The 12,917-nt window shown below is 72.4% G+C and carries 15 protein-coding genes and 1 pseudogene; 9 read left to right on the top strand and 7 right to left on the bottom strand.

Annotation, left to right across the window (positions count from 1 at the left end; all coding sequences use genetic code 11):
• Nucleotides 1-54 precede the first annotated feature (54 nt).
• Nucleotides 55-357, bottom strand: coding sequence for a hypothetical protein (locus tag ACIQM0_RS03940; protein ID WP_401283243.1), 303 nt, complete (start codon nucleotides 355-357; stop codon nucleotides 55-57).
• 219 nt (nucleotides 358-576) lie between these two features.
• Between ACIQM0_RS03940 and ACIQM0_RS03935 the strand changes: the two genes are divergently transcribed.
• The 3 genes from ACIQM0_RS03935 to ACIQM0_RS03925 are packed head-to-tail and all read left to right on the top strand — an operon-like array spanning nucleotide 577 to nucleotide 3,256.
• Nucleotides 577-2,088 carry an MFS transporter gene (locus ACIQM0_RS03935; protein WP_401283241.1) on the top strand — a complete coding sequence of 504 codons (1,512 nt, stop codon included), beginning with the start codon at nucleotides 577-579 and terminating at the stop codon, nucleotides 2,086-2,088.
• A complete protein-coding gene (locus ACIQM0_RS03930) occupies nucleotides 2,085-2,669 on the top strand; it encodes a TetR family transcriptional regulator (protein WP_385349461.1) in 585 nt (194 codons plus the stop codon). The genes ACIQM0_RS03935 and ACIQM0_RS03930 overlap by 4 nt, the downstream gene beginning before the upstream one ends.
• A 44-nt stretch (nucleotides 2,670-2,713) precedes the next feature.
• A complete protein-coding gene (locus ACIQM0_RS03925; protein ID WP_401283239.1) occupies nucleotides 2,714-3,256 on the top strand; it encodes a hypothetical protein in 543 nt (180 codons plus the stop codon).
• Between the two features lie 35 nt (nucleotides 3,257-3,291).
• Here ACIQM0_RS03925 and def read toward each other — a convergent pair whose 3' ends face one another.
• Entirely contained in the window at nucleotides 3,292-3,951 is a 660-nt protein-coding gene (gene def, locus ACIQM0_RS03920; RefSeq protein ID WP_401283237.1) for a peptide deformylase, read from the bottom strand.
• Between the two features lie 97 nt (nucleotides 3,952-4,048).
• On the opposite strand from def, the gene ACIQM0_RS03915 reads away from it, so the two are divergent.
• Nucleotides 4,049-4,633: a winged helix-turn-helix domain-containing protein gene (locus ACIQM0_RS03915; protein ID WP_401283235.1), complete on the top strand. Its 585-nt coding sequence runs from the start codon at nucleotides 4,049-4,051 to the stop codon at nucleotides 4,631-4,633.
• Between the two features lie 53 nt (nucleotides 4,634-4,686).
• Here ACIQM0_RS03915 and ACIQM0_RS03910 read toward each other — a convergent pair whose 3' ends face one another.
• Nucleotides 4,687-5,172, bottom strand: coding sequence for a GNAT family N-acetyltransferase (locus tag ACIQM0_RS03910; protein ID WP_401283233.1), 486 nt, complete (start codon nucleotides 5,170-5,172; stop codon nucleotides 4,687-4,689).
• Between the two features lie 104 nt (nucleotides 5,173-5,276).
• Nucleotides 5,277-5,624: a hypothetical protein gene (locus tag ACIQM0_RS03905; RefSeq protein WP_401283232.1), complete on the bottom strand. Its 348-nt coding sequence runs from the start codon at nucleotides 5,622-5,624 to the stop codon at nucleotides 5,277-5,279.
• Between the two features lie 310 nt (nucleotides 5,625-5,934).
• On the opposite strand from ACIQM0_RS03905, the gene ACIQM0_RS03900 reads away from it, so the two are divergent.
• Nucleotides 5,935-6,864, top strand: coding sequence for an acetamidase/formamidase family protein (locus tag ACIQM0_RS03900; protein ID WP_401283230.1), 930 nt, complete (start codon nucleotides 5,935-5,937; stop codon nucleotides 6,862-6,864).
• Nucleotides 6,865-6,959: 95 nt separating this feature from the next.
• Nucleotides 6,960-7,586, top strand: coding sequence for a GNAT family N-acetyltransferase (locus tag ACIQM0_RS03895; RefSeq protein WP_401283228.1), 627 nt, complete (start codon nucleotides 6,960-6,962; stop codon nucleotides 7,584-7,586).
• On the opposite strand, the gene ACIQM0_RS03890 is transcribed toward ACIQM0_RS03895, so the two are convergent.
• On the bottom strand, nucleotides 7,570-8,316 hold the full coding sequence (locus ACIQM0_RS03890; protein ID WP_401283226.1) for a DUF1838 family protein: 747 nt from the start codon (nucleotides 8,314-8,316) through the stop codon (nucleotides 7,570-7,572). The two genes, ACIQM0_RS03895 and ACIQM0_RS03890, sit on opposite strands and share 17 nt — an antisense overlap.
• A gap of 168 nt (nucleotides 8,317-8,484) precedes the next feature.
• Between ACIQM0_RS03890 and ACIQM0_RS03885 the strand changes: the two genes are divergently transcribed.
• The 3 genes and pseudogenes from ACIQM0_RS03885 to ACIQM0_RS03875 form a co-directional block, all read left to right on the top strand.
• A complete protein-coding gene (locus ACIQM0_RS03885) occupies nucleotides 8,485-9,108 on the top strand; it encodes a hypothetical protein (protein WP_401283224.1) in 624 nt (207 codons plus the stop codon).
• A gap of 167 nt (nucleotides 9,109-9,275) precedes the next feature.
• Nucleotides 9,276-9,896: a dihydrofolate reductase family protein gene (locus tag ACIQM0_RS03880; RefSeq protein WP_401283414.1), complete on the top strand. Its 621-nt coding sequence runs from the start codon at nucleotides 9,276-9,278 to the stop codon at nucleotides 9,894-9,896.
• 125 nt (nucleotides 9,897-10,021) lie between these two features.
• A pseudogene (locus ACIQM0_RS03875) lies at nucleotides 10,022-10,213 on the top strand (serine/threonine protein kinase); the annotation flags it as partial.
• Nucleotides 10,214-10,300: 87 nt separating this feature from the next.
• Here ACIQM0_RS03875 and ACIQM0_RS03870 read toward each other — a convergent pair.
• Entirely contained in the window at nucleotides 10,301-11,101 is an 801-nt protein-coding gene (locus ACIQM0_RS03870; RefSeq protein WP_401283412.1) for an alpha/beta fold hydrolase, read from the bottom strand.
• A gap of 131 nt (nucleotides 11,102-11,232) precedes the next feature.
• Complete coding sequence (locus ACIQM0_RS03865) at nucleotides 11,233-12,915, bottom strand: cellulase family glycosylhydrolase (RefSeq protein WP_401283222.1); 1,683 nt, start codon at nucleotides 12,913-12,915, stop codon at nucleotides 11,233-11,235.
• Between the last annotated feature and the right edge of the window lie 2 nt (nucleotides 12,916-12,917).

The following is a 12,917-nucleotide window of genomic DNA, read 5'->3' as shown; positions in this document are numbered from 1 at the left end:
ACGGGAGTTGTTCGCGGACATGCCCGGGGACGGAGGACGGGGAGGGGCAGTCCCTCAGGCCGCGCGGCGGGTGACCGCCCAGGACGCGGCGGCCACCGTGCCCGCCACGGTGAAGACCGCCGGCCAGGCGCCGATCCTCTTGGCGAGCGGGTGCGATGCCGCGAAGGCGGCGACATAGGCGGTGGTCAGCCCGGCGGCGGCGCGCGGCCCGGCCTGCCGGTTCCACTCGTACGCCGCGGCGGTGCCCGCGGCCGCGAGGGCGACCCCGCCCAGCGGGCGCTTCCTGGTCCACCGCGCGACGGCGTAGCCGCCGACCAGTCCGCCCGCCGCCACCGCCGCTGCCGGAATCCTCGCCATCGCAGCCACCTCCACCTGTTCTCGTCTTCTCGTCCGGACCCGCTTCCCGGACCGGCTCCCCGGATCCGCGCTCCGGGCCCGCTGTCCCGGATCCGCTTCTCCGACCCGAGGCTAACGCGGCCTTCCCGCGACCCGTCGCCGAGGGGGTGTACGTACGTTTACCCTAGGGGTGAACGCACGTACACCCCCGCCTTCACGCCGAGCACCGTACGGAGAAACATGCCCGCGGACATACCGGTCCCCGTCGATCCCACGACCCCCGCCGTCCAGGCCCCGCACCCCCGCTTCGCCGTCGGCGTGCTGGCGTTCTGCGGTGTCGTGGTCGCGGTCATGCAGACGATCGTCGTCCCGCTGCTCCCGCACATCCCCGCACTGACCGGCGCCACGCCCGCCGCCGCGAGCTGGCTGGTCACCGTGACCCTCCTCACCGGCGCCGTCTTCACCCCGGTGCTGGGCCGGGTCGGCGACATGTACGGCAAGCGGCGGGTGCTCGTCGCCTCCCTCGCGGTGCTGGTGGTGGGCTCCGTGCTCTGCGCGGTCAGCTCCCACATCGGGGTGCTGATCACCGGCCGCGCACTCCAGGGCGCGGCGATCGCCGTCGTACCGCTGGGCATCAGCATCCTGCGCGACGAGCTCCCGCCCGAGCGCGTCCTGTCCGCCGTCGCGCTGATGAGCTCCACGCTCGGGATCGGTGCGGCCATCGGCCTGCCGGTCGCGGCCCTGGTCATCGAGAACTTCGACTGGCACACCATGTTCTGGGTCTCCGGCGTGATCGGCCTCATCGACATCGCGCTGGTCCTGCGCTGTGTCCCGGAGTCCCCGCTGCGCAGCCGCGGCCGCTTCGACGCCGTCGGCGCGCTCGGCCTGTCCGTCGCGCTCGTCTGCCTGCTGCTCGCGGTCACCCAGGGCGCCGACTGGGGCTGGGGATCGGTCCGGACGGTCGGCCTGCTCGCGACGGCCGTCGTGGTGGCACTGCTCTGGGGCGCGTACGAGCTCCGCGTCGCGACGCCCATGGTCGACCTGCGGGTCTCGGCCCGCCCCGCCGTGCTGCTCACCAACATCGCGGCCCTGCTGATCGGCTTCGCGTTCTACGCCAACTCGCTGGTCACCGCCCAGATGGTGCAGGAGCCGAAGGCCACGGGCTACGGGCTCGGTGTCTCGCTCGTCGTCAGCGGGCTGTGCCTGCTGCCGGGCGGTGTGGCGATGGTCGCGCTCTCGCCCGTCTCGGCGCGGATCTCGGCCAGGCGCGGCCCGAAGGTCAGCCTGGCACTGGCCGCCGGGATCATCGCCGTCGGCTACGGGGTGCGCTACTTCACCAGCCACAGCCTGTGGCTGATCATCGCCGGTGCCACGGTCGTCGCCTCGGGCACCGCGATCGCCTACTCGGCCCTGCCCGCCCTGGTGATGCGCGGAGTCCCGGTCAGTGAGACCGGGGCCGCCAACGGTCTGAACACCCTCATGCGGTCGATCGGACAGGCCTTCTGCAGCGCGACGGTGGCCGCCGTGCTGGCCAACATCACGTTCGTGGCGGGGGGCCGGACGGCCCCGACCCTCCACGCGTACCAGCTGGTCTTCGTGATCGCGGCGGGAGCGGCGCTCGCGGCCCTGGCCGTCACGCTGTTCCTGCCGGGCGGCAAGCCGGCCGCGGCGGGTACGGTCGGGGAGAGCCGCAAGGCGCCGGGCATCCGCCAGGGCGGTGTACGGACAGCACAGATCCAGGAGGGCGCATGACCGGCGGCCAGGCCACCGCACCGGCCCCCGGGTCCGCGGACGCGGACGCGGGCACCGGCCGGGGCGCGATCCTGCGCGCGGCGCGACGGGCGTTCACCCAGCGCCCGTACGCCGAGGTGACGATCCGGCAGATTGCCGCGGACGCCGGGGTGAGCCCGGCCCTCGTGGTCAAGCACTTCGGCCGCAAGGAAGAGCTGTTCAACACCGTGGCCGACTTCGGCCCGGCCGCCGCGGAACTGTTCGACGCCCCGCTCGCCCTGCTGGGCCGCCACATGGTCGTCACGCTGGTGACCCGCCGCCGCGCGCTCCAGTCCGACCCGCTCCTGCGCGTGGTGTTCTCCCTCGGCAACCAGGACGAACGCTCGCTGCTGCGCGACCGGTTCCACGAACAGGTCACCGACGCCCTGACCGCCCGCCTCTCCGGCCGGGACCGCGCGCTGCGCGCCGAACTCCTGGCCGGACACCTTCTCGGCCTCGGCGCGACCCTCAGCCTCCACCGCGAGGGAGCCGGCGCCCTGGCCACCCCGGAACACATCGCCGACCTCTACGCGCCCGCGCTCCAGAAGCTGATCACCGGCTGAACGGCCGGGGTAGGGTCTGGGCCATCCGACGAGGGGGGCCTCCTGTGACTGTCCGAATCCGCGCCCGCGGAAACGCCGCGGCACTCGCCGCGGCGGTCGCTCTGGTGACATCCCTGGCGGGCTGCTCGGAGGCGGCCACGTCCCAGGGCACCGGAAGCGATGTCCCGCAGGTGGCCACGTCGGCGGACGAGTCGGCCGACCGGGCGGGGGCGACCGAAGCCGCCGCGGAGACGGCGGGCGCGGGCGGGGACGCGCAGGAGGCGCCGCAGTCCGGGGCCGAGAAGGTACGGGACGCCTTCGCCGGCCTCCAGGCCACCCTCGACGACACCTGCACCCCCGGCGCCGGGGACTGCGCCTACTTCCTGGGCCGGGTGAACGAGGAACTGGCCGGGCTGGACGCGTCGATGAAGGCCGACCAGCAGGGCCCCGGCCGATTCAAGGAGCCCCTGGCGTGGACGGCCGCGCTGCGCACCGCGCTGGCCGGTGACACCTCGGCGGCCAACCTGGAGAAGCACTTCAAGGACCTGACCGGCACGCGCGACCGCGTCAACACCTGGATGCAGGGCCACCCGGAGGACTACCGCTGACCCCCGGGGCCCCGGAACGGGGCCCGGCCGCCGCGTCACTTGCCCAGCTTCGCCGCCAACGCCGCACGCCGGGCGAACATCTCGTCCTTGGACGTCTCCATCTCGCGCAGGGCCGTCTTCCGCTCCCGCTGTGCGAGCCGGTCCAGATAGAGGTGACCGCGCAGGTGGTCCGTCTCGTGCTGGAGGCAGCGGGCGAAGTAGCCGCGCCCCTCGATCACCAGCGGACCGCCGTCCTTGTCCCGGCCGCGCACGACCGCACGGTCCAGGCGCGGCACCATGCGGTAGGGGCCGGGGACGGACAGGCACCCCTCGGACTCCTCGACCAGCCGGCGCCGCTCGGGCGCCACCTCGTCCAGGACGGGATTGGCGATGTGCCCGACGTGGCGCACCCCCCACTCGTCCGTGATGTCCCACATGAACAGCCGCAGGTCCACGTCGACCTGGTTGGCGGCGAGTCCGGCGCCCTCCGCCACCTGGTTGGTGGCGAACATGTCGTCGACCAGCCGCGCGAGCTCCGGGGTGCCGAACTCGGTGACCTCCCGGCACGGCCGGCGCAGGATCTCCTCCCCGACGACGGTGATGCGGCGCACCGCACCCCGCTCCACCTCCGGCGCGAACCGGGGAAACGAGTCGACGGGCACACCCTGCACGCGCACCCGTAGGTCCTGCGAGCTGTCGTCGAACCGAGCGGCCATGGAGTACCAACACCTTCCGCGCATACGGGAGTCGGCCGGTGGCTGCCGACGGCGGCCAGCTTGACCGAACGCTTTGCAAAGTAGCACTCTTTGCAAAATGAGCGATGAAAAGCGTCAAGCCGCCTCCACGGGACCGCTGCCCCACCGCGCCCGCAAACCGCTCCCGGACCACCCCGTGCGCGTGGCCCTGCTGGATCTGCTCGCCGAGGCCGGCACGGTGACGTCCACCGAGGCCGCCGCCCGCCTCGGCCACAGCTCCGGCCTCTGCTCCTTCCACCTGCGCCAACTCGCCGCGCACGGCCTCATCGAGGAGGCGCCGCACAAGGGCGGCCGGGTGCGGCCGTGGCGGCTCCGCTGGGAGCCCTCCGGCGAGCCGGGCCGGGAGGAGGAGGCGCCGGAGGAGTTCCACGCGCTCGCACGCGGGCTGGAGGACGAGAGCTACCGGCACTGGCTGAGCCATCGCGATCGGGCGCCGGCCGAGTGGCGGCAGGACGAGTCCTTCAGCACCGTGGTCCACCTGACCCCGGCGGAGACAGCCGAACTCGCCGCCGCCGTACGCCGCTTGCTGGCCGGCTACCGCGACCGCGACCGGGACCCCGGAGCGCGCCCCGCGGACGCGGTGGCCGTGGCCGCGGTCACCCGGCTGTTCCCCCTGCTGCCGGACAACCCCGTTCAGGCGTAGGGGCGTTGACCCGCTCGTCGGGCCTTCATGGCTGCCTGTGCGGTCCGGCCCGTCTACGGGCGCGGGGCCGGCCCCAGCTCCAGTTCGGCGACCACCTGGTCGCCGCTCAGCTCGCCGGTCGTCCGGAAACCGAGCTTGCGGTAGAACCCCTCGGGCCCGCGCGCGCCGGGCACGTACGAGACGGTCGTACGGGTCTGCCCGCGCCGCCGCAGCTCGTCGTTGACGGCCTCCACCGCGAACCGTCCGTATCCGCGTGCCTGCTGTTCGGCGGCGATGTTCAGCCGCCAGAGCCCGGAGCGCGGCCGGTCGTCCGGCTGTTCGGGACGGAACCTGACGTCGAGGAAGGCCATGACGAAGCCCACGAGCCGCTCGCCGTCGACGATCAGCCGGGGCCATGCGGTCGCGGGCGTGGCATAGGCCTGGGCCAGCGACCAGGCGACCGGTTTCACCAGCCCGTCCTGGTCCGGCCGTACCTTGAGCGCGCAGGCGTCCTCGACGTTGTCGGAGGTGACCGGTACGAGGCGGAGTGCGGAAGACATCCGTGCAACCTACATTCCGGCCCCGCACCGCGCCCGGCCATTTCGGCGGCGGAAAGGGGAACGGGGGTGCGCCGTGAACGCGAACGGCGCACCCCGGATCAGGATCAGCTGAAGACGACCGACCGGAGCTTCAGCCGGCTGGAGGCGTGGCCGCCGTCGGGTCGCAGGGTGTAGTGGGCGCCGTCGCAGTCCGGGCCGGTGAACACCGTCGCGGTCGAACTCGTGTTGTTCCAGGGGGTGTCGGCCGGGTCCGAGGTGTCCGGGTCGTCCAGTCCGGGCAGGGTGACGCACTCCCGGCCGGGCGGGTCGAGCAGGGCGACCGTCTGCCGGTAGCCGTGGGACGTGGTGTACGTGTAGCTGAAGTCGCCGTCGGCCGCGCTCGCGGAGCCGGGCAGGCTCACGATGAGCGCGAGCGCGCCGAGGGCAGCGGCCGCAGTGGTACGAAGTCGCATGGTGGGGGCACTCCTTGTGGAATTCATCGCGCGGTTCATCCGAGATCGGACCGGAACGGGACAAGATCGTTCCGACCCGAGTCTGTCCCGGCACCCACCGCGCCGGGCCACGGATTCACTCGCACGCTGTACGCGCTCACCCGTACGGGAACGGCCGCATCGGTTCACTGTCGGCCATGTGGGTCACGCCCTGGACGGACTGCCCGAAACCGGCTGTGTTGTGCAACCCGCACGACCGCGCCAGGATCGGCACCACAGCGCAGCACCCCCGTCGCACCGCACGGAACTCGATCTGGAGGCCCCACCGTTCATGAGTGACTTCAGCATTCACCGCGGACAGGTGCACCACGCCTGGGACCGGACGGTCAAGCCCGTCGCCACGCTCGCCCCCGGTGACGAGGCGGTCCTGGAGTTCCAGGACGCGAGCGGCGGCCAGCTCACCGCCGGGTCGACCTCCGCGGACCTCGAAGAGCTCGACTTCGGCACCCTCAACCCCGTCACCGGGCCCCTGTACGTGACCGGGGCCGAGCCCGGTGACGCGCTGGTCGTCGACATCCTCGACGTACAGGTCGGGGAGTGGGGCTGGACGGCCTGCCTGCCCGGTTTCGGGCTGCTCGCCGAGGACTTCCCCGACCCGTACCTGCGGATCTCGACGATCGCGGGCGGGCACGCCGAGCTGCTGCCCGGTCTGCGGATCCCGGTGGTGCCGATGATCGGGACGATCGGCGTCGCCCCGCCCGAGCCCGGACCGCACTCGGTCATCCCGCCCCGCCGCTGGGGCGGCAACATGGACATCCGCCACATCGGCCCCGGCGCCCGGCTCGTCCTGCCCGTCGGGGTCGAGGGCGCCCTGCTCTCCGCGGGCGACGCGCACGCGGCGATGGGCGACGGCGAGGTCTGCGGTACGGGTATCGAGACGCGGGCGACGGTGCGGCTGAGGGTGGACGTCCGCAAGGCCGCCGCGCCCCGCACCCCGGTCATCGAGACGGACCCGGTCAGCGCCCGTACCGGCGCCGCCCTGGCCACGACGGGCATCGGACCGGACCTGATGGAGGCGGCGAAGGACGCCGTCCGCGCGCTGATCGACGAGATCTCGGCCCGTACGGGGCTCGTTCCGCAGGACGCGTACCTGCTGGCGAGCGTGGCGGCGGACCTGAAGATCTCCGAGATCGTGGACGCGCCGAACTGGGTGATCACGGCCCATGTGGAGCGGGCGCTGCTGAACGGGGCCCACGCATAGGCATGGACCCGCACCCGCCCGGTGGTCAGCCGGGCGGCGCCGGAGCCCCGGGGGCCGGTGCCGAGGTTCCGCGGCCGTCTGTGACAATTCCGGTCATGCCGTACTTGGTCGCTCCCGCGATCCCTGCCGGTGCACTGGCCGCGACCGGCCAGCCCACCCTGCCCGTCGCCGGCGGGGCGCTGTTGCGCCCCTGGCTGCCGGCCGACGCCGCAGCGGTGCGGGAGGCGTTCGAGGACCCGGCGATCCAGCGCTGGCACGTGCGGCGGGCCGATTCGGTGGCCGAGGCGCAGGGCTGGATCGAGGCGTGGCGGAGCGAATGGCCGTCGGAGACGGGCGCCCACTGGGCACTCGTCGACGCGGAGAACGACACGCTGTGGGGCAGGGTCGCGCTGAAGTCCTTCGCGCTGCGCGACGGTACGGCTGAGATCGCGTACTGGACCGTCCCGTCGGCACGCGGCCGGGGCCTGTGCCCCCGGGCGGCCGCGGTGGTCACCCAATGGGCGCTGTACGAGCGGGGGTTCCACCGCATCGAACTTGAGCACTCGACCGCCAACCACGCGTCCTGCCGGGTGGCGGTGAAGGCCGGATTCGAGGCGGAGGGCATCCGGCGCGGAGCGTGGCTGCACGCGGACGGCCGGCACGACGTACATCTGCACGCCCGGGTCCGTTCACCCCGTCCGGAGCTGTCCGGGGGCGGTCCGGCCGCTACCGGGGCGGGTTGAGCCTGCGGAAGTACGTCCAGCTGGTCTCGTTCGGCTCGCTCCACTTCTCCGGGGCCCGGCTGAACTCCGGGTGGTGGTCGGCGATGTACGCACGGGTCCGCTCGGGGACCTCGGCGTACGAGCCGAGCTTGCGGCCCCGGCAGTGGAAGGTGAGGCCGCCGGGCCGTTGGCCGCGGGCCATCCACGGGAGCCACGGGGACATCCGGGTCCACGACATGGTGGCCGGGACGCCGGGCGCCGGTCCGGCCAGGTCGGCCCGGTCGGCGAAGAACTGGAAGAGCTCCAGGGCCTTGTACGTGTCACCGGCCGAGTGGACGGGGTACTGGGCCACCGGCAGCGGCGAGGGGTAGGCGAGCGGGATCTCCAGGCTGAAACAGACCTGGCCGCCCAGTTCGGTCGTCGGGATCGGGAAGGGGCGCCACTTCTGGTTCGCCGGGTCGTTCCAGACGTGCACCACCGGCAGGTCCTGCCAGGTCTCCAGGATCTCGCGGCTTGCGGGGTCCAGGTAGAACGCGGCCTCGCGGGTGAGCAGTTGGTAGGCATCCGGTCCGGCCTCGGCGTCCTGGACCAGGCGGGAGACGTTGAGCCCTTCGAAGCCGAAGACGCGCTGGTAGGGCTCGTCGGGGGACCAGGCGTACACATCACCGGACCACCAGTACGTGACCTCCTCGCCGTCGAGCGAGGCGCGGGTGCGGGCGAAAGAGCGGAGCAGCTCTGCGGGTGTCGTCATACCCACTACTCTGCGCGGCCGTTGCCCCGGCCGGGCCGCAAACACCCCGGTCTCCGTCGGGATTCGCAGGAGACTGCGGCCCCACCCCGGCACCGAACCGCGCTCCCCGTCATCTGTATCAGGGACCGGGAGAGGCCCGGAAGCAGGTGGGGGAGAGGACGGGGAACCGTGCACGCATCGCATCGCCTGTGGTGTCTGGCTCTGTCCTGCTGCGTGCTCGCGGCCGCGACAGTGTCGTCCTGTACGGAGCCGGCGCCGGTCAGGGACGAGAAGCGGACGGCCCGGGACGCCTACGCGGCCGGGTACGAGAAGGGCCGGGCCGTGCGGGAGTCGGGCGGAAAGGGGGCGTCGATCGCCGAAGTCGTATGGGGCGGCTGTACGCGACGGGCGCTCGACGCGGGGCGGGTGGCCGAGGCGGACCGGGGGGCCTGGGTCAGGGGATGCCTGGACGGGGTCAGCGAGCGCGCCAAGGACCCACCGGACGGCCGGGTGACCGTGAGGACACAGGAGAAGGGCCTCCTCCCCGAATTCCTGGAATGGCTCGAAGAGGACAACCACGCGCTCGTGGCACACGTCAGCGCGATCACGGTCGTGGAACTGGGCACTCCCGGCCTCGACTTCGACATCGAGGTGACGACGGACTACCGGCCCCGCGCCGCCGACAGGTTCGACGCCGAGGAGATGTCGGCCGAGTTCGTCGAGTGGTGGGACGGGGACGACGGGGACGGGAAGGCACAGAACCTCGTCGTCCGCGGATCCCGTGGGGAGAAGATCGCGGCACGCAGACTGTAGGGCTGCGGCGCCGGCTGAGGTGGCCGCCCCGGCCGGGGGGCCGAGGGCCGCAGGGGAGGAGAGCGCGTGGAAGCCGCGATTCCCGTTGCGCGCCGGAGGGGTCTGTTTGATCATGACGGCCGAGGACCGCCCGCCCCGTGGCGGCCGCCGTGGACGAAAGGGCCTCCGTGCGCAAGCTCGTGTACTTCATCGCCTCCACCCTGGACGGCTTCATAGCCGGTCCGGACGGCGCCGACCCCAGTGGACCGGACGGATTCTGGCCGATCCCGGAGGACTACATCGGCCACCTGATCGCCGAGTACCCGGAGACCCTGCCCGGCCCCGCCCGTACCGCCCTGTCCGTCTCGGCGCAGGGCACGCACTTCGACACGGTCGTCGAAGGGCGCAGGTCCTACGAGATCGGCCTCGCGGCCGGCCTGCCCGACGCCTACCCGCACCTGCGGCACATCGTGTTCTCCCGGACGCTGGGCGAGAGCCCGGAGACCGAGGTGGAGATCGTGGCCGGCGACCCGGTGGCGCGGGTCAGGGAGCTGAAGCAGGAGGAGGGCAAGGACATCTGGCTGGTCGGCGGCGGGGAACTGGCGGGCGCGCTGTACACCGAGATCGACACGCTGATCGTCAAGCTGGGTCCGGTGACCATCGGCGCGGGCATCCCGCTCTTCTCCGACAAGGCCACGTTCGACCCGTCGAGCTGGACGCTCACGGATCACACGGTCCTGGACAGCGGGGCACTGTTCCTGACGTACGAACGCGCCACCACGACCGTCACCCTCTCCGTCGCCGACTGACAGAGCCGTCCGGCCACCCGCCACGTCCTCGACTTCGCCGGAACGCCGATGCCCCTGTTGTCGACGGCACTGAACTGGCGCCCAACTGGCAGTCGTTCGATATGAGTTCGGGGATGCGCAGCAGTATGAGCGGTGCGAACGGGGACGGCCGCGGCGGGCCGGAGAGCTACGTCGACGGGGGTCTCGAACCGCTCACCGCCTTCGACCCGCCACGCATCGGACCGTACCTGCTGCTCGGTCGGCTCGGAGCCGGGGGCATGGGGCGGGTGTTCCTCGCCAGGTCGGACAACGGGCGCACCGTCGCCATACGTACGGTGTCTCCGCCTGGGCGGAGACGTGGTGCGGAAAGGCCTCCCAGTGAGCGCGGCGTAAGGCTCCGAGGAGAACTCCTCCGCGGAGCCTCCTCAGCCGATCCCGTCCAGGAACCCGGAGATCACGGCGTGCAGCGCGTCGGGCCGTTCCAGGTGCAGGTCGTGGCCGGTCCCGGGGAAGCTGACGGCCGTGGTGGCGGGGCGCCGGCGCAGCATCTCGTCGAACTCCTGCGGCGAGACGAAACCGGCCTGGCCCAGGGCGAGCAGGGTCGGGCAGGTGACGGTGTCCCACTCGTCCCAGAAGGGGCGCCGTGCGTTCTCCGCGATGGAGCCGACCATGACGTCCCGGTCGAACCGCGGCCACCAGCCGCCGTCGCGTTCCTCCAGTCCGCTCGCCCAGCCCTCGCCGAGCGGCCCTCCGCCGAAGAAGCGGACGGCGGCCTCGCGCGAGGCGAACGGAGTCGGCCATGTGTCGAGCCAACCGCCGATCTTGGCAGGGGTGTTCGGGTCGGCGGTGCCGGGACCTGTCTCGACGAGGACGAGCGCGCGTACGTGCGCGGGGTGGGCGGCGGCGGTGAGCATGGCGGTGTGGGCGCCCAGGGACTGGCCGATGAGGACGGGCCTCCGCAGTCCGAGCTGATCGGCCACGGCGACGACATCGGAGACGTAGGCAGCGCGGGAGACGTCCCGCGGACGGCGCTCGGCGGCGCCGTGCCCGCGCTGATCGACCGCGACGACGCGGTATCCGGGGCTCAAGGACCGGGCCAACACGTCCCATTCACCGGTGTGCCCCGCCAGGCCGTGCAGCAGGACGACGGGCTGCCCGGGGCCGCCTCCGTCCCGGCACACGAGCCGGACACCGTCCCGCACCACGATGTGTTCGGACCAGGACATACGGGCCTCCGGGTGCGTGAAGGGCCAGTAGATCAGGAGCGCCATGGGAGGACCAGCAGGTTTCGCGCGCCGACCGGCACGGGACGGTGGCCCGGCCGGTCGGCGCTGTGACGCGGTGTGCGACGGCCGCGTCAGGCGCCGGTGCAGGTGGCGCCGCTGAGGGTGAACGCGGTCGGTGCGGTGTTCGTGCCGCTCTGAGCGCCGGTGAAGCCGACGGTGACCGATCCGGCGGCGGCGATCGTGGAGGTGTACGAGGCGGGGGCGACGCTCACCGAACCGCCGGTCTGGGTGGGGGTCCCGCCCCACATGTTGGTGACGGTCTGGCCGTGGGCGAAGGAGAACCCGAGCGTCCAGCCGTCGATGGCGGTGGTGCCGGTGTTGTGGATGGTGATCTCGCCCTGGAAGCCGCCGGGCCACTCGCCGACGACGCGGTACCCGACGGAGCAGCCGACACCGGGCGTCGTACCGCCCGACTCCGTGGTGACGGCGACCGTGGCCGAGCGCACCGATCGGTTCCCGGCCGCGTCGCGGGCGTAGACGGCGAAGGTGTACGCGGTGTCGGGGCTGAGCCCGGTCACGGCAACGGAGTTGGTGGTGGTCGAGGCGACGGTGCTCTCCGTGCCACCGCTGACGCGGACGACGTCGTAGCCGGTGACGCCGACGTTGTCGGTGGCGGCGGCCCAGCTCAGCGTCGCGGAGGTGGCCGTCACGGCGGAGGCGGTCGGAGCGCCGGGGGCGGTCGGGGCCTCGGTGTCGTCCTCCGCGGCACCGCCGTAGACGGTGGCCTCGCGGGAGGTCCGGGCGATGCCGTCGGCGCCGTGGAAGATGCGCTCGCCCCAGGAGCTGAGCCGCGTGGGGTCGAAGCCGATCGTCAGGTCGAGGATCGGGTCGGTGTTGCCGCTCCACGACCAGGCGATGTAACCGAGCCCCAGCCGTTCGGCGGTGGCCATCATGGTGTCCTCGTCCGGATCGCCGTACTGATCGGCGGGTCCGCCGAACTCGCCGATGACCAGGGGCAGTCCGGCGTCGACGAAGGCGTTCAGGTAGTCGGTGACCTTCTGGGCGGTGTTGTAGACGCTGTACATGTGGATCGAGAAGATCAGGTTGCCGGTGGAGTCGGCGTCGTAGACCGCCTGCGCGTTGTCGCGCATGACGTTCTCCCAGTCCTGCCCCCAGTTGGGCGCGTCCACCATGATCGTGTGCGCGAACCCGGCCGTGCGCAGCTTCTGGATCGCGGCGGTGGTGGGAGCGGTCCAGCCGGCCGGATCGGTGTTGCCCCAGGGCTCGTTGCCGATGTTGATGACGACGTAGTCCTCCTGACCGGCGAGGACGTCCTTCAGGCTGATCCAGTAGTCGGCGGCGTGATCGAGGGTGCCGGCGGCGGAGTCCTCTCCGTAACCGGTGGTGTCGTGCACCTCCAGTACGCAGATGAGCCGGTTGGCCTTGCACTGGGCGATGACGGCGGCGACGTCCTGCGGGCTGTTCCTGCTCCAGCGGAATCCGTCGGAGAGGACGACGCGCACGGTGTTGGCGCCGGTCGCCTTGATGTCGGCGAGCGACTGGGTCTCGCCCGGGTACCAGGTGTGGGCGTGGTTGACCCCGCGCATGACGAAGTCGTTCCCGTTGCCTTCGAGCAGCCGGCCGTCACTGATGTGGAGGCCGGTGGCGGCGGCGGGTACGGGGGCGGTGGCGGCCTGCGCCGGGGCGAGACCGCCGAAGGCGATCAGTCCGAGGAGGGTGACCAGGGCGGTCAGAAGGGCGGTGGCGGGGCTCCTGCGCGCTGGGTTCTTCGCCGTGCTTCCTGCTGTTCTCACTG

The sequence above is a fragment of the Streptomyces sp. NPDC091387 genome, from assembly GCF_044756945.1.
In the GTDB taxonomy this organism is placed as follows: Bacteria; Actinomycetota; Actinomycetes; order Streptomycetales; family Streptomycetaceae; genus Streptomyces.
The sequence above is the reverse complement of the archived record's forward strand: the minus strand, read 5'-3'. Positions and strand labels throughout refer to the sequence as shown.